Below are 22,190 nucleotides of genomic sequence, written 5' to 3'. Positions count from 1 at the left end.
GTCGGGACGGCGCCGGCGGTTGACGAGGCACGGTTGGAGACGGTACATCACCACCGCCCAATCCGCACGGACCAGGGATTTTCATGTTGGAGCTTGTGACCACCCGCTGATCGTCTCGACCTTTCGAGACATCCAGCTGCACGTTTCGCCGCTACGGCACGCTCTGCCGGAGCCGAGACGTCTCGCGGGTGCTTCTGACACAGGCTCATCCATGAACATCTCACGCAGCGAGCAGCGCGTGCTGCACGTGCTCGCGCAGGGTGGCTACATCCGCCACCGCCGAACCGACGACCACCGCATCATCGACGTGCTCTGCTTCACACGCGACGGCCATGTCCTGGCCGACTGCACGCTCGACGTTTTTGCAAAACTCCGACGCAAGCGGCTGATCGAATCCCGCGCGTCGAGCCCCTACCGGATCTCCGACGAGGGCCGCCGCTCCGTTCGCGCACAACTCGACAACCGCTGAGGATTTTTCTTCGACATGCACATCCGCAACGAGACGACGGGCGACGCCCCGGCGATCGGCCGGCTCGTCACCGAAGCCATGCTGTTGCTTCCGCAAGCGACCGGCACCGAGGCCGGCATCGTCGCGGCGCTGAGAGCGGCGGGCGCGCTCTCTCTGTCGCTCGTGGCCGAGCAGGAGGGCGAGGAGGACGGCGCGCCGATCGGCTATCTCGCCGCCTCGCCGGCTCGCATCGGAGCCCAGGACGGCTGGGGGCTGATCGGCCCGCTGGTCGTCGCGCCGGCGCGGCATCGCTCGGGCATCGGCACGGCGCTGATGACCGAAGCGCTCCGCCGCCTGCGGGCGAGCAGCCGGGGCGCGGCGCTGGTGGGCGACCCCCGCTATTACGGCCGGTTCGGCTTTCGCGCTTTTCCCGGCCTGACGGTGGCGGGCTGTCCGCCCGAGGTGGTGCTCGCCTTGCCGTTCGACGGCCTCGCGCCGCGCGGCGAGCTGTTTCATCACCCGGCATTCGGGCTGAAGCAGCCGAGATCGTAGTTCGTAGCCCGCGTCGAGCGAAGCGAAACGCGGGAGCTGCGACGGTCCGCTTCACCCCGGCTGTCGCTGCGCTCCAGCCGGGCTACGCTTGCTGTACGCGAGTTCGGTTCACTCCGCCGCCTGCGCGCCTTTCTTGCGCCGGCCACGGGTGGCCCCGTTGCCCGCGGCCTTCGCCGGCGGGGCGGCGGCCGCCTTGCGCGACAGCACCGGCTTCAGGAACTGGCCGGTATAAGACCGCGTCTCCTTCACCACGTCCTCGGGCGTGCCGGTAAAGACGATCTCGCCGCCGCCGTCGCCGCCTTCGGGGCCGAGGTCGATCAGCCAGTCGGCCGTCTTGATCACCTCGAGATTGTGCTCGATCACCGCGACCGTGTTGCCCTGCGCGACCAGCTCGTGCAGCACCTCGAGAAGCTTCTCCACGTCGGCGAAATGCAGGCCGGTGGTCGGCTCGTCCAAGATATACAAGGTGCGGCCGGTCGCCCGCTTCGACAGCTCCTTGGCGAGCTTCACGCGCTGCGCCTCGCCGCCCGACAGCGTCGTCGCCTGCTGCCCGATCTTGATGTAGCCGAGCCCGACGCGGGTGAGCGTCTTCAGCGTGTCGCGCACCCGCGGCACCGCCTGAAAAAACGACGCGCCTTCCTCCACCGTCATGTCGAGCACGTCGGCGATCGACTTGCCCTTGAAGGTCACGTCGAGCGTTTCGCGGTTGTAGCGCTTGCCCTTGCAGACGTCGCAGGTGACGTAAACGTCCGGCAGGAAGTGCATCTCGATCTTGATCACGCCGTCGCCCTGGCAGGCCTCGCAGCGCCCGCCCTTGACGTTGAACGAGAAGCGGCCGGGCTCGTAGCCTCGCGCTTTCGCCTCCGGCAGGCCGGCGAACCACTCGCGGATCGGCGTGAAGGCGCCGGTATAGGTCGCCGGGTTCGAGCGCGGCGTGCGGCCGATCGGCGACTGGTCGATGTCGATGATCTTGTCGATGTGCTCGAGGCCCTCGATGCGGTCGTGCGGGGCAGGGGCCTCCGCCGCGCCGTGCAGCTTGCGCGCGACCGCCTTGAACACCGTGTCGATCAGCAGCGTCGACTTCCCGCCGCCCGACACGCCGGTGATGCAGGTGAACAGGCCGAGCGGAATGTCTGCCGTCACGCTCTTCAGATTGTTGCCGCGCGCATTCACGACCCGCAGCATGCGGCGCGGATCGGGCGGGCGGCGCTCCGGCACCGGGATCATCCGCGCGCCGGTGAGAAACTGACCGGTGGTCGATTTCGGGTTCGCCATGATGTCGGCGGGCGTGCCCTGCGCGACGATCTTGCCGCCGTGGATGCCGGCGCCGGGGCCGATGTCCAACACCCAGTCGGCGGTGAGAATGGCGTCCTCGTCGTGCTCGACGACGATCACCGTGTTGCCGAGGTCGCGCAGGCGCTTCAAGGTCTCGATCAGGCGGGCATTGTCGCGCTGGTGCAGGCCGATCGACGGCTCGTCGAGCACGTAGAGCACGCCGGTGAGGCCGGAGCCGATCTGCGAGGCGAGGCGGATTCGCTGGCTCTCGCCGCCCGACAGGGTGCCGGAGGCGCGCGCGAGCGTGAGATAATCGAGCCCGACATCCACCAGAAACGTCAGCCGCTCGCGGATCTCTTTCAGGATGCGGACGGCGATCTCGTTCTGCTTGCGCGTCAGCTTGTCGGGCAGCGCGGCGAACCACTCGCCCGCACGCCGCACCGACATCGCCGACACCTCGCCGATATGCGCGCCGTCGACCTTCACCGCCAGCGCCTCCGGCTTCAGCCGGTGGCCGTCACAGGCGGCGCACGGGATGGCGGTGAAATACTTGGAAATCTCCTCGCGCGCCCACTCGGAATCGGTCTCGCGCCAGCGCCGCTCGAGATTGTTGACGACGCCCTCGAACGCCTTCCGCGTGGTGTAGGCGCGCATGCCGTCGTCGTAGACGAAGGCGATCTCGTCGTCGCCCGAGCCGTAGAGCAGCGCCTGCTGGGCGCGCTTGGGCAGGTCGCGCCACTTGGTGTCGAGCGTGAAGCGATAGTGCTTGGCCATCGCCTGCAGCGTCTGCAGGTAATAAGGTGACGAGGATTTCGCCCACGGCGCGATCGCCCCGCGCTTCAGCGACACGTCCTTGTCCGGCACCACCAGGTCGGGGTCGATCTTCTGCTCGCTGCCGAGCCCGCCGCACACCGGGCAGGCGCCGTGCGGGCTGTTGAACGAGAAGAGCCGCGGCTCGATCTCGGGAATCGTGAAGCCCGACACCGGGCAGGCGAATTTTTCCGAGAAGACGAGGCGCTCCGGGCCGCTCTGGTCGTGGATCTTGGCGGTCTTCTTCGCCGTGCCGGCCGCGGTCGCGGGCGCAGTATCGGCGAACTCCACCACCGCCAAGCCGTCGGCGAGCTTCAGCGCGGTCTCGAACGAATCGGCGAGCCGGGTCGCGATGTCGGGGCGCACCACGATGCGGTCCACCACCACGTCGATGTCGTGCTTGAACTTCTTGTCGAGCGCCGGCGCCTGCGCGATCTCGTGGAACGCGCCGTCGATCTTCACCCGCTGAAAGCCCTTCTTCAAAAGCTCGGCGAGCTCCTTCTTGTACTCGCCCTTGCGGCCGCGCACGAGCGGCGCCAGCAGATAGAGCCGCGTGCCCTCCGGCAGCGCCATCACCCGGTCGACCATCTGCGACACCGTCTGGCTCTCGATCGGCAGGCCGGTCGCGGGCGAGTAGGGCACGCCGACGCGGGCCCACAGAAGGCGCATGTAGTCGTGGATCTCGGTGACGGTGCCGACCGTCGAGCGCGGATTTTTCGAGGTGGTCTTCTGCTCGATCGAGATCGCCGGCGACAGCCCGTCGATCTGGTCGACGTCCGGCTTCTGCATCATCTCGAGGAACTGGCGGGCATAGGCCGACAGCGACTCGACGTAGCGCCGCTGCCCTTCCGCATAAATGGTGTCGAAGGCGAGCGACGACTTTCCCGAGCCGGACAGGCCGGTGAACACCACCAACCGGTCGCGCGGCAGGTCGACGTCGAGGTTTTTCAGGTTGTGCTCGCGGGCACCGCGAACGGAGATCAGGCGGCCGTCGATACGGGGCGGCTTGTCGAACAGGTCGGTCATCGGTCACCGGGTCGGGGGGCCAGCAGGGGTCCATCGGGGGCGCGGCAACCGGGACGGACCGCGAGCCGGGACGCTGGGTGCGACCGGAACTTAATGAGAACGGAGGCGGTTTGCCAGCGTCTCGGAAGTTGTCGACAGGGCGAAAGTCGCGATCCGGTCGTCGGCCTGCTGGTCGGATGGCGAGTGGGCTCGTGCGTCACGGCCGACGCCGCGGCGAGACCCGGCAAAGAAAAAGCCCCGGGGCCGGACCCCGGGGCTTCGTTCGACGGAAACCGTCGAAAGGCTCAGTAGCGGGCGACCAGCGGGGCGCCGGCACCGAAGCGGTAGTTCAGGCCGATCTTGGCGGTGTGGATGCCGTCGACCGCGTTGTCCGCGGCGATGCCGCCCAGCGTGAGCGTCTGGGTCTCGTCGAGGCCGATATACATGTACTCGGCCTTGATGCTCCACGCCGGGGCGAGCGCCCACTCGATACCGCCGCCGACCGTCCAGGTCGCGACCGTGTCGTCGACCGAGGTCACGCCGAGCCCGGGCGCCGCGCCGGTGCTCTCGAGGTCGACGAACGCCACGCCGCCCTTCACATAGACCAGCGCGCGGTCGAACGAGTAGCCGAGACGGCCGGTGACCATGCCGTACCAGTCGCCGACCTTGGTCGAGACCGAGCCGCCGCTCGCCGGGGCGACGAGCGAGCCTTCGAGATCCATGTAGCCGACTTCGCCCTCGAGGCCGAGCACGAAGGGCGAGCCCATCGGCTGCCAGTTGCAGCCCAGCGTGCCGCCGCCGATGAAGCTCGAGTCGAGCTCGCTCGAGTAGCCGTAGCCGCGGGCCGCCGGATAGGTGGCCGGATCGTCACCGGTGAACGCGCCACCGACGAAGCCGCCGATGTAGCAGCCGGTCCACGAGAACATGGGAGCGATCACCGGCGGCGCCTTCACAGGCATACGAGCCGGCAGGTCGGCTGCGGAAGCGATGCCGGCCATGCCGAACACCGCGACGGTCGCGAGAAGAATCTTCTTCATGAGAGTAGGCCCCTCCTTCCGAGAATTACCGAAGTCCCAGGGTCGGAAGCTAGAAGGAGTCCTCTCGTTTTTGGTGACAAATTTGCCACAGCCGATCCGCGAGGAGGGGTGTTTCTGCGCCCCATTTCCGCCACGGTTGCCGCCGGTCGCGGCGGAAAGGTCGATCGGGACCCGAAAAATCGCATCCAATTCATTGAAATTCAAAGTCGAACTCGCACGGACCGGAGGTCGCCTCGCGCCGTGCGGACGAGGTGTCGCCGAGTCCGGCGACGGGGTCCGGATGGAGGCATTGAAAAGCGGACTTGCAGTCTTGCTGAACGGATGGTTACGAGATATAGAACATAGTGTGAACAAGTCGATGTGACTATCGCGTGGACAACGCGCACGGCCGCTTGTTGGCCGACCGGCAACGGTCCATGTAGACGCTCGCGGGTCGACGACCGTGCCGGCGGTACGAGGTCGTGACGCGGACGCCGCGACCAGGACGGCGCCGAGTTCCGTGGTGCCGAGTTCCGTGGTGCCGAGTTCCGTGGTGCCGAGTTCGGGAGTGCCGGCTCGGGCGGCGCCATGCGCCGGCGGCCGCCGCGCGCGGCAGCACGGAAGATGGTTTGGCGTGCCGGGACGAAGCGTGCCGGGACGAAGCGTGCCGGGCGTGAGATGCCGGGACGAGAGATGCCCGGACGACGCAGGCTCGAGTGAGACGACGCAGGCTCGAGTGAAGAGTGCCTGGACGAACAACGAGTCGGCCGCGTCGAGCAGGCGCAGGGTCGGGCGCACGAGTGGAGATACGGTGATGGCGGGTTCGGTCAACAAGGTGATTCTCATCGGCAACCTGGGAGCCGATCCGGAAATCCGACGCACCCAGGACGGCCGGCCGATCGCCAATCTGCGGGTGGCAACCTCGGAAACCTGGCGCGACAAGGCGAGCGGCGAGCGGCGCGAGCGCACCGAGTGGCACCGGGTGGTGATCTTCAACGAGGGTTTGTGCCGGGTCGCCGAGCAATATCTTCGCAAGGGCTCGAAAATCTATCTCGAAGGCGCCCTGCAGACGCGGAAGTGGCAGGACCAGTCGGGCCAGGATCGCTACTCGACCGAGGTCGTGCTCCAGGGGTTCAACTCGGTGCTGACGATGCTCGACGGCCGCCAGGGCGGCGGCGAGAGCTACGACCAGGGCGGGGGTGACGATTTCGGCTCGCCCGGCCCGACCGCCGGGGGCCGCGAGCGTCGCCCGGCCGCGGCGGCCGCGCCGGCGTCCTCGCGTCGCGACGACCTCGACGACGAGATCCCGTTCTGACGAGATCCCGTTCCGAGGTGGCCCGGGCGGCGGTTTGCTGCGATCGCTCGGGAGCTTTTTCGCTGGCAGTTTTTCGCTGGCGAGCGCCGGTCCCGGCGGGTTTGCTCGGCGGCAGGTGGCCGGTCGCCTCGACTACAGCGGCCCGTCATGGCCGCCGCGTCGTGGCGAAGACGAGTCGTCGCGAGCGACGGGCGGTGCAGCCGCCGACTTCGGCTTGTGCGAAGCCGCCAAAATCGGCTTGCGGCGGAATCAAGGGCGAACGCGCATCGCGGCGCGGCGCGTGGCCGAGACGCGGGGCGAAAAGAAGCGCGTCGCAAAGGGGCGATGCAACGCGGATGCGGCGACGCGAGCGCACGCGTGGTCGTGCATCGTTTTGCGTCGGGGCACCGGACGTGAGGCACCGGGCCTGCTTGCGCCGGGGGCACCGGACGTGCGGCACCGGGCCTGCTTGCGCCGGGGGCACCGGACGTGCGGCACCGGACGTGCGGCATTGGTCGTGCGGCGTCGGTCGTGCGGCACCCGGCGTGCGGCACCGGGCGTGCGGCGTCGAGCGTCCTGGGGCATCCGGCGCCGGACATGCGGCCTCAGGCATAGGGCCTCGGGCATAGGGCCTCGGGGGGCCTCGGGTATGTGGATCGGGCATCCGACCTTCGGCCGTGCGGCATCCGGCCGCGGCGTCGCCGCCGACCTCGCTCGGCCAGTCGTTTCGGCGATGCGTGAAAATTCAGGGTGAACGTGCCGCGTGTCGGGCGCGGAACTCTCGCCCGTGTCGGCCATTGGCCTCCGGAGCTCGCGACCACCCCTGCGGTACGACCGTCGGGAGCGGGCGAGCCGGAAAAAAGACCCACCGGAGGATCCGATGAAGCAATATTACGTTCTGGGCGGCGTGTTCGCGGCCGCCCTTCTGTTCATGTACTGGCAGAGCGCGCCCGGCACCGGCAATGCCACGGGCGAGCTCGCCTCGGTTCTCGGCACCGCCTCACAGCGCGCCGACGCCGCCGAGCGGAGCGAGACCACCGGCGCCGGCAGCAGCATGGCGCAGTCGTCCGGCCAGCAGCAGTCCGGCCAGCAGTCGGCCCAGTCCGCCAGCAAGGTCCCGGCCGACATCTCCACCGCGACCTTCGTCCAGAAGGCGGCGATCAGCGACATGTTCGAGCTCGAATCGAGCCGCGTCGCCAAGGCGAAGCAGGTCGGGCAGGACATCACCACCTTCGCCAACGAGATGATCGACGATCACTCGCGCACCTCCGACATGCTGAAGACCTTCGTCTCCACCGGCAAGGTGAAGGCCCAGATCCCGAACGCGCTCGATCAGGATCACCAGCAGAAGCTCGACAAGCTCCGTGCCCAGAACGGCCAGCAGTTCGAGCAGACCTTCAAGCAGATGCAGGTCGAGGCGCACCAGGCCGCGATCGATCTGTTCAGCACCTACGGCCAGAACGGCGACAACGCGGACCTGAAGCAGTGGGCGGCGACCACCGTGCCGACGCTGAAGCAGCACCTCGCGATGGCCCAGAAGCTCGGCGGCCAGGCGGAGACCACCTCGCAGGCTCCGACGCAGTCGCCTTCGCAGTCGCAGTCTCCGGCGCAGGCGCCGCAGCAGTGACGATTTCGTGCTGATCGCGATGTTTCGCGGGCGCCGTCGCGCAAGGCGGCGGCGTCTCGCGCTCGCGATGCGAAAAATCGGGCCGGTCCTTCGGGGCCGGCCTTTTTTGTTCGCCGTCCGGTCGGCTCTGGTCGCCGTCCGGTCGGCGGTCCCGCATCGCCGGTCTTCGGGCGCCACGGCTCGCCACTCCCGCGTCGCGCCGCGCCGGTGCACGGCCGGGCGAGCCCCGTCGCGGTCCCTCCATCGGCATCGCGATTCGGCACCGTCGGCGGACGATGCGGCTGCCGACGGCGAAGCGCTGCGCCCTCGTGTTCCCCCGATGTTTCGGGCTCGCCGGCGAAAGTCCGCGGTCGGTACGGAATCGTCCACAGCAGATCGTGCCCCGCATTTCATGCAAAGCATGTCCGCGCACATTGCAGCCTTTGCATTTCATGCATGGTGGCGCGCGGCGGCGTCCGTGGTTTCGCCGACCATGATACCGCGCGCGCGACGCCTGCTGTCCGTGCGGCAGGCGAACCATTCTGATCACGAACGAAATTCCTCAGTGATCTGCGTGACGGGCCTGCTCGGCCGGCGCGGTTCTGCGCAAAAGCACTTACGACGCCGCCGCACGACGCACTTCGTATGAAAAGCGGAACGGCCCGTCCGGGACAACCCGCCGGCACCGACGAACCTGCAATGCTGTCGGCTTGGCAGTCGTATTCCCCCGTAATAGTCTTTCTACCTAGCCGGTGCCGGGTTGATAAAAGTCAACGCTGCGCCGGGATGCCGCACGTAAGGCTTCACGGGCCTGAAACACAGATTTCATACTTTGGAACCTGTCGAATGGGCTCGTATCTCCACCGATACGACTTTCTGCTCGCAGTCAAGGCGCTGAATGACCAAGTAATCCTACCAAAGAGCGCCCGACCTCCGCAAATCCTCTGGGAGTGCTGCCCATGAGTTTCTTCATAGCGCTCGGTGCGCTCGCGTTTCTGATGTTCGTCGCGTACCGCGGATACAGTGTCATCCTGTTCGCGCCCATTGCGGCACTCGGCGCTGTCTTGCTGACCGATCCCTCCGCCGTGCCGCCCGTCTTCACCGGGCTGTTCATGGAGAAGATGGTCGGCTTCGTGAAGCTGTACTTCCCGGTCTTTCTGCTCGGCGCCGTGTTCGGCAAGGTGATCGAGCTGTCCGGCTTCTCACGATCGATCGTCTCCGCGGTGATCGGCCTGATCGGGCAGGAGCGGGCGATGGTCTCCATCGTCGCGGTGTGCTGCCTGCTCACTTACGGCGGCGTCTCGCTGTTCGTCGTGGTGTTCGCGGTCTATCCGTTCGCGGCCGAGATGTTCCGCCAGGGCGACATTCCGAAACGGCTGATCCCCGGCACCATCGCGCTCGGCGCCTTCACGGCGACCATGGACTCGTTCCCCGGCACGCCGCAGATCCAGAACATCATCCCGACCACCTTCTTCAAGACCACCACCTGGGCGGCCCCGTGGCTCGGCACGCTGGGCGGCCTGTTCATTCTCGGCGTCGGCCTTCTCTATCTCGACTGGCGTCGCCGCTCGGCCAAGCGCGCCGGTGAAGGCTACGGCACCGGCCACATCAACGAGCCCGAGCCGGTCTCCACCGACAACCTGCCGCATCCGGCGATCGCCATTCTGCCGCTCGTCCTGGTGCTGGTGCTCAACTTCGTCTTCACCCACTTGATCCCGCAGTTCTACGGGGCGACCAGCTCGGTCACGCTGGTGGAAGGCGCCAAGCCGATCGTGCAGCCGGTGTCGGGCGTGGTGGCGATCTGGGCGGTCGAGGGCGCGCTCCTGTGCGGCATCCTGGTGGTCGTCGCGTTCGGCTTCAAGCAGATCGCCGGCCGCTTCGCCGCCGGCAGCCAGGCGGCGGTCGCAGGCTCGCTGCTCGCCTCGCTCAACACCGCCTCCGAGTACGGCTTCGGTGCGGTCATCGCCGCGCTGCCGGGCTTCCTGGTGATCCGCGACGCGCTCACCTCGATCCCGAACCCGCTGGTCAACATCGCGGTGTCGGTCACGGCGCTCGCCGGCATCACCGGCTCGGCGTCGGGCGGCATGTCGATCGCGCTCGCCGCGATGTCCGATCAGTTCATCGCGATGGCGAATGCGGCGCACATCCCGCTCGAGGTCCTGCACCGGGTGGCGTCGATGGCGTCGGGCGGCATGGACACGCTGCCGCACAACGGCGCGGTGATCACGCTCCTGTCGGTCACCGGCCTCACGCATCGCCAGTCCTACAAGGACATCTTCGCCATCACCTGCATCAAGACGACCAGCGTGTTCGTCGTGATCCTGCTGTACTATCTGTTCGGCATCGTGTGAGGCGCGAACTCGCCGCGCGGCTCCGGCCGCGCGGTTGCTCATCGGGCGGTCGGCGGCGGTCACCTGTGGTGACGGCCGCCGCGCCGAGGCGGGGCCGCAGGGCGGCCGCCGCGGGCGGAACTCCGGATGCGCCGGGGCCGCCGAAGCACCAGGAGTGACGAAATGTTGAAAGGCAAAGTCGCCGTCGTGACCGGCTCGACCAGCGGGATCGGCCTCGGCATCGCCCGGGCGCTCGCCGGCCAGGGCGCCGACGTGATGCTGAACGGCTTCGGCGATGCGGCCGAGATCGAGAAGGTCCGCAGCGGCATCGCCGCCGAGTTCGGCGTGAAGGTCGGCTACAACGGCGCCGATCTCTCCAAGCCCGCCGAGACCAAGGGCCTGATCGAGGCGGCGACCTCGGAACTCGGCAAGGTCGACGTCCTGGTCAACAACGCCGGTATCCAAGTGGTGTCGCCGGTCGAAGACTTTCCGGACGACAAGTGGGAGCTCGTCATCTCCATCAACCTGTCGGCCGCCTTCTACGCGATCAAGGCGGCGGTGCCGCAGATGAAGTCGCGCAACTGGGGCCGCATCATCAACATCGCCTCCGTCCACGGCCTGGTCGCCTCCACCAACAAGGTCGCCTATGTCGCCGCCAAGCACGGCATCGTCGGCATGACCAAGGTGGTGGCGCTGGAGACCGCCGAGACCGGCGTCACCTGCAACGCGATCTGCCCCGGCTGGGTGCTCACGCCCCTGGTTCAGAAGCAGATCGACGCCTGGGCGGAGCGTGACGGCATCAGCAAGGAGGAGGCCGGCCGTGCGCTGCTCTCCGAGAAGCAGCCCTCCAAGCAGTTCGTCACGCCCGATCAGCTCGGCGCGCTCGCCGTGTTCATGTGCTCCGACGCCGCCTCGAACCTGCGCGGCGCCGCGGTCAACATGGACGGCGGCTGGTGCGCCCAGTGACGTGATTTTCTCGGAGCGCCGCCGCAGCAAATCCCGGATCGGATCGTCACATCCGCGGTGAAGTACCGATCCGGGCGCGGCCGTTCCGTGCTTTTCGACACCGGCGATGCGCCCGCGCGCGGCACGCCTCACCTCGAAGGACAGGGGTCCATGAAACCGCATCTCAAACCCGAAGACGCCGTCAATCTGATTCCCGACGGAGCCAGCCTGATGATCGGCGGCTTCATGGGCGTCGGCTCGCCGCACCGTCTGCTCGACGCGCTCGCGGCCTCCGGCAAGCGCAACTTCACCGTCATCGCCAACGACACGGCGCGCCCGGGCTACGCGATCGGCAAGCTGATCCGCGCCGGCGCGGTGTCGCGGCTGATCGCCTCGCACATCGGCCTCAATCCCGAGACGCAGAAGGGCATGATCGCCGGCGAGATCGACGTCGAGCTGGTGCCGCAGGGCACGCTGGTCGAGCGCATCCGCGCCGGCGGCTACGGCCTCGGCGGCGTGCTCACCAAGACCGGCCTCGGCACCATCGCCGCGGAAGGCCAGCGCACCATCGACATCGACGGCGAGCAGTGGGTGCTGGCGAGCCCGCTCAAGGCCGACTTCGCGCTGATCGCCGCCGATCAGGCCGATTACATCGGCAATCTGCAGTATCAGCTCACCGCGACCAACTTCAATCCGATCATGGCGATGGCCGCCGAGACGGTGATTGCGGAATCGCGCGAAATCCTTCCCGTCGGCATGATCCCCCCCGACATCGTGAAAACGCCCGGCGTGATCGTCGACTATCTCATCGAGAGGGCCGCCTGATGAAACCCGAAGAAATCATCCAGCGCCGCGTCGCCCTGGAGCTGAAGCCGAACACGCTGGTCAATCTCGGCATCGGCCTGCCGACCGGCGTCGCCCGCTACATCGATCCGGCGGCCGGCATCCTGTTCGAATCCGAGAACGGCATCGTCGGTCTCGCCGCCAAGCCGCCGGAGGGCATGGACGACCCCGAGCTGACCGACGCCGGCGGCAACACCGTCTCGGCGATCCCGGGTGCGGCGACCATCGACAGCGCGGTGTCGTTCGGCCTGATCCGCGGCGGCCACCTCGAGGCGACCGTGCTCGGCGCCCTGCAGGTCGACGAGGAGGGCATGCTCGCCAACTGGGTGGTGCCGGGCAAGATGGTGCCGGGCATGGGCGGTGCGATGGACCTCGTCACCGGCGCCCGCCGCGTGATCGTGGCGATGAACCACACCGCCAAGGGCGCGCCGAAGATCGTGCCGAAATGCACGCTGCCGCTCACCTCGATCCGCCGCGTCAGCCTGATCGTCACCGACATGGCGGTGATCGAGCCGACCGACGCGGGCCTCGTGCTGCGCGAGCGGGCGCCCGGCGTCACCCTCGAGCAGATCGTCGCCGCCACCACCGCAAAGCTGGTGGTCGAGGGCGAGGTGCCGGAGATGAAGCTCGGCGTCGGCGGCGCCTGACGGGGAGCACCACGATCAGCGACATTATTTTGCAAGAAGCCGAGCCGGCGGAATCACTCTGCCGGCTCGCTCTGCCTTTGCTTGATAGTTTACTTCATCCAATGTCCAGGGGCACAGGATGAAGTTCCGGGGAACATCAAGTCGGACGATTGTATGGCGAGCAGAGGCGTGTCGTGGCACTGAAATGATCGCGCGCTTCCCCGCCTCGGCCGTTAAGCCATCGCACGAGCGTTCGCGGGCTCAGGATTGCTTCTTCTTTCTTGTTTTCGTAATAATCCACCCGATGTAGTGCGTAACAGTGAAGTTCGCTCGCCATTGTTCGGATGCTGCTCAATCGTTCAACAACGTCGTCGTAAAGAGAATCGTTCCAGTCTCGTTTCGTTTTTGCGTTGTCGATCAATGCATTAAGACGAATGAAGCAGTAGTTTATTCCGACGAGTCGCAATTTCAGACTATTTTCATTTAGGCCTAGGCGTCTCAATTCGTCGGTCAAAGACAGTGTGCAATCGAGGCCGCCGATTGCGGTGGGACGGTTGTTCTTGTCAGTTCCGCTAATTAGGTCAAAGTAGGTAGCAAATCCCTTATGGAGCCCTTCCGGGATGCCTGTTGCGTCGGAAAATATCGGTCGATCAAGCGTATAGTCGACATCAGTCAGAAGTTGTTCAATGTTTTCGTTCCATTGTTTGAGTCGGTCGTAATACTGATCGTGCCTCGTTTTTATCAGCAGAAGTTCGAGTTCTCTCAGTTCGCCAGCGTCATCAGCGGCTTTTATGGCGGTTTTTGGAATCTGCGATTCCCACGACAGAGCCGAGGACGCGCCTGGTCGCGTTGGAGGCATGCCGTTCATGGCAGGGTGCGTAGGGGCGTCCGGAGCGATCAATTCCCGCAAGGAGGGCAGAAAGGTGAAAGTCGCATATTGGCGCTGTCCTATTGTGCTTATTACTCGTTCAGAGGTTTTCATGGCTGCCGTAGCGATGTCGGCTGCGTGCTGGACGCGGACGGAATTAATCCAACTAACTAATTGAAACGTTCCTGTTACAAAAACGGTCAAAGTTGCAACGATGATGGGAATGATCACGCTGTTGAAGACTGAGAATTGAGGTTTCCCGCGGAGTTTCGAGCCTATGACCTCGAGGTCGTCGCCCTGGATGCGGTACCGCTCACCTTCGCGCTCTATAGAAAGAAGCACCTCTGTGCAGCGACTGCGTTTTGCGACATTCGGATCGGTTTCCATGATGCCACCCCGCCACTGTGATCGAAAAGCAGCATCAACCAGGCCGAGCGGAAGGTAAAATAACAACTGCGCGATCTGCGGCGAGCTTGAATCTCTATCTATGACGTAACTAAATTATTGCGGCTGTAGGTGAAATCTCGCCCGTAGCGGGTGGGCGAGGCTGGCGTTCCCGGCGCCGATGCACTATCTAGAGCGCAACGGATTCGCCTGGATTTTTTCGGTTTGGCCGACAACGACACCCCCCCGCGGAGCGGGTCCGGGCCCGAGGGGTCCGGTCCATCCGACATTCGCCCCGTCTCGATCTCCGAGGAGATGAAGCGCGCCTATCTCGATTACGCGATGAGCGTGATCGTTTCGCGCGCGCTGCCCGATGCGCGTGACGGGCTCAAGCCCGTCCATCGCCGCATCCTCTTCTCGATGCACGAGAACGGGCACTTGCCCGACCGCAAGTACGTCAAGTCGGCGCGCGTCGTCGGCGACGTCATGGGTAAATACCACCCGCACGGCGACCAGGCGATCTACGACGCGCTGGTGCGCATGGCGCAGGACTTCTCCATGCGCCTGCCGCTGATCGACGGGCAGGGCAATTTCGGCTCGGTCGACGGCGATCCGCCGGCGGCGATGCGCTACACCGAGTGCCGGCTGGCGCGGCCGGCGATGTCGCTGCTCGACGACATCGACAAGGACACGGTCGACTTCCGCCCGAACTACGACGGCAACGAGCAGGAGCCGGAGGTTCTGCCGGCCCGCTTCCCGAACCTTCTGGTCAACGGGGCGGGCGGCATCGCGGTCGGCATGGCGACCAACATCCCGCCGCACAATCTCGGCGAGATCATCGATGCCGCGGTGGCGCTGATCGACCGGCCGGAGCTCGGCCTCGCCGAGCTTCTGGAGATCGTGCCGGGGCCCGACTTTCCCACCGGCGGTCTGATCCTCGGCCGCGCCGGCATCCGTGCGGCCTATTCGACCGGGCGCGGCTCGATCGTGATGCGCGGCAAGGCCGAGGTCGAGACCATCCGCAAGGACCGCGAGGCGATCGTCGTCACCGAGATTCCGTATCAGGTGAACAAGGCGACGCTGGTCGAGAAGATCGCCGAGCTGGTGCGCGAGAAGCGGATCGAGGGCGTCTCCGACCTGCGTGACGAGTCCGACCGCGAGGGCTATCGCGTGGTGGTCGAGCTCAAGCGCGACGCCGTGCCCGACGTGGTGCTGAACCAGCTCTATCGCTTCACGCCCCTGCAGACGACCTTCGGCGCCAACATGGTGGCGCTCGACGGCGGCCGCCCGCAGGTGATGGCGCTGAAGGACCTCCTCACCGCCTTCGTCGCCTTCCGCGAGGAGGTGGTGAAGCGGCGCACCAAGTATCTGCTCGGGAAGGCGCGCGACCGCGCCCACGTGCTGGTGGGTCTCGCCGTCGCGGTCGCCAATATCGACGAGGTGATCCGCCTGATCCGCTCCTCGCGCGACGCTGTCGAGGCGCGCGAAGCCTTGATGGCGCGCGACTGGCCGGCCGCCGACGTGCTGCCGCTGATCCTCTTGATCGACGATCCGCGCCACGCGGTCCAGGAGGACGGCACCTTCAAGCTGTCGTCCGAGCAGGCCCGCGCCATTCTCGATCTGCGCCTGCAGCGCCTCACCGCCCTCGGCCGCGACGAGATCAAGGACGAGCTGGACAAGCTCGCCGCCGAAATCACCGACTATCTCGACATCCTCCGCTCGCGCGCAAGAATCCAGAGCATCGTCAAGGCCGAGCTGACCGAGGTTCGCGAAAAATACGCGACCCCGCGGCGCACCGTCATCCTCGACCAGGACGGGGAGATGGAAGACGAGGATTTGATCCAGCGCGAGGACATGGTCGTCACCGTCTCCCACCTCGGCTACGTCAAGCGGGTGCCGCTGTCGACCTATCGGGCGCAGCGCCGCGGCGGCAAGGGTCGTTCCGGCATGCAGACGCGCGAGGAGGATTTCGTCGCGCGTTTGTTCGTCGCCTCGACCCACACGCCGGTGCTGTTCTTCTCCTCGCGCGGGCAGGTCTACAAGGAGAAGGTGTGGCGGCTGCCGCTCGCCGCGCCGAACGCCCGTGGCAAGGCGCTGATCAACCTGCTGCCGCTCGAGCAGGACGAGCGCATCAACACCATCATGCCGCTGCCCGAGGACGAGTCGACCTGGGCCGACCTCCACGTGATGTTCGCCACCACCCGCGGCACCGTCCGCCGCAACAAGCTGTCTGACTTCTCGGACGTGCGCCGCTCCGGCATCATCGCGATGAAGCTCGACGACGGCGAGGCGATCGTCGACGTGCAGATCTGCGGCGCGGACGACGACGTGCTGCTGACCACCACCAAGGGCCAGTGCATCCGCTTCCCGGTCACCGACGTGCGGGTGTTTGCCGGGCGCAGCTCGATGGGCGTGCGCGGCATCGCGCTCGACGAGGGCGACCGGGTGATCTCGCTGTCGATCCTGCGTCATGTCGAGGCGAGCGGCGAGGAGCGTGACGCCTATCTCAAGCGCGCCAATGCGGTGCGCCGCGGCGGCAACGGCGATGCCGAGGAGGGCGTCGACGCCGAGGGCGCGGTGCCCGACGCGGAGGACGGCGAGGAGCCGACCGGCGCCGACGTCGCGCTCGGCGAGGCGCGTTACGTCGAGCTGTCGGCGGCCGAGCAGTTCGTGCTCACGGTCTCCGAGCGCGGTTTTGGAAAACGTACCTCGTCCTACGAGTACCGAACCACCGGCCGCGGCGGAAAGGGCATCGTCGCGATGGACAACCGCATGCGCTCGGGGGCGATCCGGCCGCGCATCGGCTGCTTGGTGGCATCGTTCCCGGTCGAGGAGAGCGACGAGCTGATGCTGGTCACCGACGGCGGCCAGCTGATCCGCTGCCCGGTCGCCCAGATCTCGATCAAAGGCCGCAAGACCCAGGGCGTCATCGTGTTCGACACCGCCGAAGGGGAGAAGGTCGTCTCGGTCGAGCGCCTCTCCGAGCACGAGGCGGAGGGCGAAACCAGCAACGGCGACGCGACCGAGGGCGGCGACGAGACCAGCGGCGAGGGGTGATCGGGCGGTCCGGCGGAATAGCGAAGCGTGTTCCGCCGACTTCGCCGGTAGGATGCGTGCCGGTCGGGTGCGCGAAGTCGCATCGCGCCGCGCGCACCGTGTCGGCTGCCGCGAAAAAACCGGTGCGCACGCTGCGCGTCGCGCACCCTACGGCATCGGGGCGCCCTGCGTCGTCAGATCGCCCGCAGCGCTGGGCCGGGCAGCTCGTCGCGGATATGGGCGATGCGGTTCTCGGCGTCCACCTGCACCACGGTCGGGATGTGGCGCTTGGCCTCCTCGGGCGTCATGTCGCAGTAGGTGGCGAGGATGACCAGCTCGCCCGGCGCGTTCAGGTGCGCCGCCGCCCCGTTCATGCAGATCACGCCGGAGCCCCGCTCGCCCTCGATCGCATAGGTCACGAGGCGCGTGCCGCGCGTCACGTTCCAGACGTGAAGCTCCTGATTGGTCACGATTTTCGCCGCGTCCATCAGGTCGGCGTCGATGGTGCAGCTGCCCTCGTAATGGAGGTCGGCGTGCGTGATCGTCGCGCGGTGAATTTTCGACCAGAACATCCGGATGTGCATGCCGATCCTTTGGCAGATTTTCGATCCCGTGCCAACACCCGCCGCGCGTCCGCTCGCGGTGGTGGGATGATCCGCCCGTCGGGAACGCCTGGCCGTCGCCGGACGTTTTCGAGGGTGTTTCGGGGATCGGTCGCTCGCCATGCATGCCAGCCGGGTGGTGTTCAGCTTTTTCCGCTATCGCCGCAGCCACGCCTATGCCTCGTTCCTGCTGATGGGGTTTCAGCGGGCGGTCGGCGGGCGAACCGGGCCGGCCGGCCATCTGCGGCTGATGGGCTGCGGCAGCGGCAACGGCTTCTCGATCGTTCCCGACTTTTCGCGTTACTGCGTGATGAGCCTGCCGGCCGAGCCCGACGGCTTCGACGCGCTCAAGCGCACCCGGCTGTGGCGCTGGGCGGCGGGCCCGAGCATCGAGGCGGTGCACGTCGTGCTGCGCCCGGCGACCGGCCACGGCACCTGGAACGGCGATCCGATGTTCGCCTATTCCGGCCGGCGGATGGGTGACGGCCCGTTCGCCGTGCTCACCAATGCGCGGGTGGCGCCGGGTCGGGCGCGCGCCTTCTGGCGGCGGGTGCCGGAGGTCGATCGCTCGCTCGGCGAGGCCGAAGGCTGTCTCTGGCACATCGGCGTCGGCGATCACCCGTTGCTGCAGCTCGCGACCTTCAGCATTTGGGAGAATTTCGGGGCGATGCGGGCCTTCGCCTATCGCCACGGGCGCCATCCGGTGGTCGCCCGCGAATCGCAAAAGGACGCCTGGTTGCCGGAATCGATGTTCGTGCGGTTCGAGATCGAGGCGATCGAGGGTGATCTATCGAATTATCCCCGGCTCGCGCAAATCGCCGAAAATCTCGCGGCGGACAGCGCGGTCGAGCGGGTCGCGGTGTGAGCACCTCGCGCGCCGTGCGTCACTTGATCAGCCGCACCATCTCACGGAAGCGCGGGTGCTCGGCCGTTTCCAGCCACTCGAACACCACCATTTCGGTGGTGACGACGTCGGCGCCGTGCCGGGCCATGCGGGCGAGCGCCGTCTCCTTGCTCTCGGCTTTCCGCGAGCCGACCGCGTCGCGCACCACGTGGACGGTCCTCCCAGTGGCGCGCAGCGCCAGCACCGTCTGGCAGACGCAGACATGCGCCTCGCACCCCGCCACCACCAGCGCATGGTCTTCCGGGATGCCGTCGAGGAAGCCCGGCGCCCGCACCGCGTCGAAGGTCATCTTGGGAACGAGCCGCGCGCGGTCGATCGGCAGCGCCGCCACGGTCGCCCCGAGCCCCTTGGCGTTCTGCTCGGTGACCACCACCGGAATGTCCAGTGTCTCCGCCGCCGCGAGCAGCCGCCGCGCATTCTCCACCAAAACCTCGCCGGCCTCGATCGCCGGCATCAGTCTGTCCTGAAAGTCGATCACCAGCAGCGTGGTGCGGCGCGGATCGATCACCGGCATGGTGCTTCCCCAAAATGTCGGCGTCGCGGTCCGTCGCTCATTCGGCAGCGGTCGCAGGCGGCAAGGCGATCGTTTCGATCCTCGACAGGTCGAGCTTGCGCGAGGCGTGGTCGATGTCGAAGCCGACCACGTCGCCATTGGCGTCGAGGTCGACCACCAAGCCCTCGACGATCTCCCGCGTTTGCGTGCCCGGCGCGCTCTTCAGCTCGATATAGAGGCTGTCGGTCTCGGGATAGTAGTGCAGCTTCATTGGTCGTCCTCGCGGAAAGCGCGATCGAAGAAAGCATTGTGGATCGTTTCCGAGTCCTCGAGGATCACGACCCGGAGAAAGCGGGTTCGGCCGTCGTCCGCGACGATCCGGCCCCACAGCCGAATCCGCCCATCTTCTTGAACTTTACGGCGGATCGGTGAGGCGAGCACCTCGAGGCACCATTCGCGACGGAGATAGGGGCGCTTCCGGAGAACCTGCTCCTCGAAATATCGGGTCGTTTTCACGGGCCGCCTCGCCGGGCCGGATTTCGATCCTCGTCACCCCTCGGCAAAAGCCTTGGCGCGCTCCAGAAGCGCCTGGGCGCGGGCGAGGTGAGGGCGGTCGACCATCGTGCCGTCGATCGCCACCACGCCGGCGCCGGGTTCTGCGGCGAAGGCGTCGACCACCGCCTGGGCGCGGGCGATCGCCTCGGCGGTCGGGGTGAACACCGCGTTGATCACCGGCACCTGCGCCGGGTGAATCGCGAGCTTGCCGGTAAATCCGTCGCGGCGGCCGTCCTCGCATTCGCGGCGCATCGCCGCCTCGTTGCGGAAGTCGATCGTCACCGTGTCGATCGCCTGCACCTGGGCGGCCGCGGCGGCGGCGAGGCACAGCGTGCGGGCGAACCGGTAGGGGTCGAGGAAGCGCCCGTCGGCGTCGCGGTTGGCCTCGGCGCCGAGCTCGGCGGAGAGATCCTCCGGGCCCCAGGTGAGGCCGGCCAGCCTTTGGCTCGAGCCGCGATAGGTGCCGGCGACGAACAGCGACTGGGCGGTCTCGGTGGCGAGCGCCACCACCTTCACCGCGCCGTCCGGCAGCCCGCCGATCGCCTCGCGCACGGCGAGCTTCGCGTCGAGATGCATCACCGAGGGGCCGCCCTCGGCCTTCGGCAGCATCACCATGTCGGGCTTTGCGGGGATCACCGCGTCGAGGTCGGCGTCGGTCAGGCCGGTCGAAAGGCCGTTGATCCGCACGATCAGCCGTGGCCGCGCCGGCCAGGCGGCGACGGTGCCCAAGAACTCGGCGGCGGCGGCGCGGGCCTGCGCCTTGTGCTCGGCGGAGATCGAATCCTCGAGGTCGACGATCAGCGCGTCGGCGCCGGACTCCATGGCCCGGGCGAGCTTCTTCTCGGAATCGGCGGGGACGAACAGCAGCGATCGCATGGGACACCCGTTCTTCAGGCCGGACGCTTCGACATCAGGGCCTGCCGGCGACATTCGGCCACCAGCTTGTCGTCCTGATTGTAGGCGCGGTGGTGGAACTCGACGATCCCGGCGTTCGGCCGCGACTGCGATTCGCGCGCGTTGATCACCTCGGTGGTGACGCGCAGCGTGTCGCCGTCGAACACCGGGTGGGGAAACACCACGTCGGTCATGCCGAGATTGGCGATGGTGGTGCCGAGCGAGAGATCGGTCACCGCGATGCCGATCATCAGGCCGAGCGTGAACAGCGAGTTGACCAGCGGCTGGCCCCAGGGCGACTCGTGCTCGCAGAAGTGCCGGTCGATATGGAGCGGCTGGGCGTTCAGCGTCATGTTGGAAAACAGCACGTTGTCGGCCTGGGTCACCGTGCGCCGCAGCCGATGATACACCACCTCGCCGACCACGAAGTCTTCGAAATAGACGCCGCCCCGCTCGTGCCGGACCGCCTTTGCATACGACATTGCCGCAAAATCCCTTCCGGACTACCCGATGAACTCCGAGGGCTCGCCGTCCCGCCTCGGATTAATCGTTTGTTTACCATGATGACGCCATTCTTTCGAACGGTGTCACAGGCCGATCCCGGCCCCTCGCGCGGACGAATCCTTGGCCATTCCAGCCGCAGCATCATCGACCACCGGATGGGCGGTCAACGACGCGATCCGCTCCGCCTCACAGAGGACCGGAGCGAGCTTCTCCTATCTTCTCGCCACCGCAAAGGTGGAATCCGATCTCGACCCGCACGCCTCCTCGTCGAGCTCGTCCGCCGCCGGGCTGTTTCAGTTCATCGACCAGACTTGGCTCGGCATGATGAAGCAGGCGGGGCCGTCGCTCGGCTACGGCCGTTATGCCGATGCCATCACCCGCAGCCCGTCCGGCCTCTATCAGGTTGCCGACGCCGCGAGCTACCGCGCCATCATGGCGCTGCGCAGCGATCCGACCGCCAACGCCGCGATGGCCGGCGCCTTCACCCAGAACAACGCCGCGCAGCTGAAAGCCAAGCTCGGCCGCGCGCCGAGCGACGGCGAGCTCTACATCGCCCATTTCCTCGGCTCGGGCGGCGCCGCCAAGCTGATCGCGCGGGCGGGCTCGCAGCCGGACGGCATCGCCGCCGACGCCTTCCCGAACGCCGCCGCCGCCAACCAGTCGATCTTCTTCGAGCGCAGCGGACGACCCCGCAGCTTCGCCGAGGTGTACGGCGTGCTGGTCGGCCGGTTCGAGACCGCGCGGACGAGCGCGCTGCAGTCGGTCGCCGCCCTCGGCGGCTCGGTGCCGACCGGCGAGACGCCGGCCCGCGCGCCCGGCGGCCGCTTCGATTCGGCGCAGTACGCCGATGCGGCCTACCAGACCTCGACCGCCCGCAACGCCAATTCGCCGATCTTCGAGGGCCTGTTCCAGAGCGACGCGCCGCGCGCCGGCGTGTCGCGCTTCATCACCGACCTGTGGCACACGCGCCCGCACGTCGCCGCCGCCCTCAGCGGGGCGGTGGCGCAGGCTGCGCCCGGCTCGATCGCCGCCACCGACCCGACCCGCGCCGCCGAGCTTTTTACCGTCTCCGCGGTCGACGCCGCCGGGCTTTACGGGAAGAAGACCTGAGAGCCCGTTTGGAAACTCGGACGCGGGCTGCGTTGCGGCGCGAACTGCCGGAGGCCAGGAGAAAAGCGATGCCGATATCGGGGATATCGG

At 67.1% G+C, this 22,190-nt stretch carries 20 protein-coding genes; 11 read left to right on the top strand and 9 right to left on the bottom strand.

The window, feature by feature from the left end; translation table 11 throughout:
- Nucleotides 1-211 precede the first annotated feature (211 nt).
- Both A33M_RS16565 and A33M_RS16560 read left to right on the top strand, forming a co-directional pair.
- Entirely contained in the window at nt 212-469 is a 258-nt protein-coding gene (locus A33M_RS16565) for a YjhX family toxin (RefSeq protein WP_040621173.1), read from the top strand.
- Between the two features lie 15 nt (nt 470-484).
- Nucleotides 485-1,000, top strand: a complete 516-nt coding sequence (locus tag A33M_RS16560; RefSeq protein ID WP_008389414.1) for a GNAT family N-acetyltransferase — start codon at nt 485-487, stop codon at nt 998-1,000.
- A gap of 108 nt (nt 1,001-1,108) precedes the next feature.
- Here A33M_RS16560 and uvrA read toward each other — a convergent pair whose 3' ends face one another.
- Together uvrA and A33M_RS16550 are read right to left on the bottom strand one after the other, a co-directional pair.
- A complete protein-coding gene (gene uvrA / locus A33M_RS16555; RefSeq protein ID WP_008389413.1) occupies nt 1,109-4,111 on the bottom strand; it encodes an excinuclease ABC subunit UvrA in 3,003 nt (1,000 codons plus the stop codon).
- 284 nt (nt 4,112-4,395) lie between these two features.
- Nucleotides 4,396-5,127 (bottom strand): outer membrane protein, encoded by a 732-nt coding sequence (locus tag A33M_RS16550; RefSeq protein ID WP_008389411.1) that lies wholly within the window; start codon nt 5,125-5,127, stop codon nt 4,396-4,398.
- 793 nt (nt 5,128-5,920) lie between these two features.
- Here A33M_RS16550 and A33M_RS16545 point away from each other — a divergent pair.
- The 6 genes from A33M_RS16545 to A33M_RS16520 all read left to right on the top strand — a co-directional run bounded on the left by A33M_RS16545 (nt 5,921) and on the right by A33M_RS16520 (nt 12,771).
- Complete coding sequence (locus A33M_RS16545) at nt 5,921-6,421, top strand: single-stranded DNA-binding protein (RefSeq protein WP_008389404.1); 501 nt, start codon at nt 5,921-5,923, stop codon at nt 6,419-6,421.
- A gap of 859 nt (nt 6,422-7,280) precedes the next feature.
- Nucleotides 7,281-8,027: a DUF4142 domain-containing protein gene (locus A33M_RS16540; protein ID WP_008389402.1), complete on the top strand. Its 747-nt coding sequence runs from the start codon at nt 7,281-7,283 to the stop codon at nt 8,025-8,027.
- Between the two features lie 938 nt (nt 8,028-8,965).
- A complete protein-coding gene (locus tag A33M_RS16535) occupies nt 8,966-10,357 on the top strand; it encodes a GntP family permease (RefSeq protein WP_008389400.1) in 1,392 nt (463 codons plus the stop codon).
- A 162-nt stretch (nt 10,358-10,519) separates the two neighbouring features.
- Entirely contained in the window at nt 10,520-11,302 is a 783-nt protein-coding gene (locus tag A33M_RS16530; protein WP_008389398.1) for a 3-hydroxybutyrate dehydrogenase, read from the top strand.
- A 150-nt stretch (nt 11,303-11,452) separates the two neighbouring features.
- Nucleotides 11,453-12,106: a CoA transferase subunit A gene (locus A33M_RS16525; protein ID WP_008389396.1), complete on the top strand. Its 654-nt coding sequence runs from the start codon at nt 11,453-11,455 to the stop codon at nt 12,104-12,106.
- Complete coding sequence (locus A33M_RS16520) at nt 12,106-12,771, top strand: 3-oxoacid CoA-transferase subunit B (protein WP_008389393.1); 666 nt, start codon at nt 12,106-12,108, stop codon at nt 12,769-12,771. Before A33M_RS16525 ends, A33M_RS16520 begins: the two co-directional genes overlap by 1 nt.
- Before the next feature lie 136 nt (nt 12,772-12,907).
- On the opposite strand, the gene A33M_RS24130 is transcribed toward A33M_RS16520, so the two are convergent.
- Complete coding sequence (locus tag A33M_RS24130) at nt 12,908-14,005, bottom strand: hypothetical protein (RefSeq protein WP_157223524.1); 1,098 nt, start codon at nt 14,003-14,005, stop codon at nt 12,908-12,910.
- Between the two features lie 222 nt (nt 14,006-14,227).
- On the opposite strand from A33M_RS24130, the gene gyrA reads away from it, so the two are divergent.
- On the top strand, nt 14,228-17,059 hold the full coding sequence (gyrA, locus tag A33M_RS16515) for a DNA gyrase subunit A (protein ID WP_040621170.1): 2,832 nt from the start codon (nt 14,228-14,230) through the stop codon (nt 17,057-17,059).
- Between the two features lie 173 nt (nt 17,060-17,232).
- Here the strand turns inward: gyrA and panD are convergent, their stop codons facing one another.
- Complete coding sequence (gene panD, locus A33M_RS16510) at nt 17,233-17,622, bottom strand: aspartate 1-decarboxylase (protein ID WP_040621167.1); 390 nt, start codon at nt 17,620-17,622, stop codon at nt 17,233-17,235.
- Nucleotides 17,623-17,761: 139 nt separating this feature from the next.
- On the opposite strand from panD, the gene A33M_RS16505 reads away from it, so the two are divergent.
- Complete coding sequence (locus A33M_RS16505) at nt 17,762-18,505, top strand: hypothetical protein (RefSeq protein ID WP_008389390.1); 744 nt, start codon at nt 17,762-17,764, stop codon at nt 18,503-18,505.
- A 19-nt stretch (nt 18,506-18,524) separates the two neighbouring features.
- Here the strand turns inward: A33M_RS16505 and A33M_RS16500 are convergent, their stop codons facing one another.
- From A33M_RS16500 to A33M_RS16480, 5 genes are all read right to left on the bottom strand, one after another.
- Nucleotides 18,525-19,058 (bottom strand): isochorismatase family protein, encoded by a 534-nt coding sequence (locus tag A33M_RS16500; RefSeq protein WP_008389389.1) that lies wholly within the window; start codon nt 19,056-19,058, stop codon nt 18,525-18,527.
- Between the two features lie 37 nt (nt 19,059-19,095).
- Nucleotides 19,096-19,308, bottom strand: coding sequence for a DUF2283 domain-containing protein (locus A33M_RS16495; protein ID WP_008389388.1), 213 nt, complete (start codon nt 19,306-19,308; stop codon nt 19,096-19,098).
- Entirely contained in the window at nt 19,305-19,478 is a 174-nt protein-coding gene (locus A33M_RS16490; RefSeq protein ID WP_237718400.1) for a hypothetical protein, read from the bottom strand. Before A33M_RS16490 ends, A33M_RS16495 begins: the two co-directional genes overlap by 4 nt.
- Before the next feature lie 108 nt (nt 19,479-19,586).
- A complete protein-coding gene (locus A33M_RS16485) occupies nt 19,587-20,468 on the bottom strand; it encodes an HpcH/HpaI aldolase/citrate lyase family protein (protein WP_008389385.1) in 882 nt (293 codons plus the stop codon).
- A 14-nt stretch (nt 20,469-20,482) separates the two neighbouring features.
- Nucleotides 20,483-20,968, bottom strand: coding sequence for a MaoC family dehydratase (locus tag A33M_RS16480; RefSeq protein WP_008389384.1), 486 nt, complete (start codon nt 20,966-20,968; stop codon nt 20,483-20,485).
- A gap of 142 nt (nt 20,969-21,110) precedes the next feature.
- Between A33M_RS16480 and A33M_RS22520 the strand changes: the two genes are divergently transcribed.
- Nucleotides 21,111-22,100, top strand: a complete 990-nt coding sequence (locus A33M_RS22520; RefSeq protein WP_008389383.1) for a transglycosylase SLT domain-containing protein — start codon at nt 21,111-21,113, stop codon at nt 22,098-22,100.
- Nucleotides 22,101-22,190: the final 90 nt, after the last annotated feature.

Source organism: Rhodovulum sp. PH10 (assembly GCF_000293785.1).
Lineage (GTDB): Bacteria > Pseudomonadota > Alphaproteobacteria > Rhizobiales > Xanthobacteraceae > Rhodoplanes.
The sequence above is the reverse complement of the archived record's forward strand: the minus strand, read 5'-3'. Positions and strand labels throughout refer to the sequence as shown.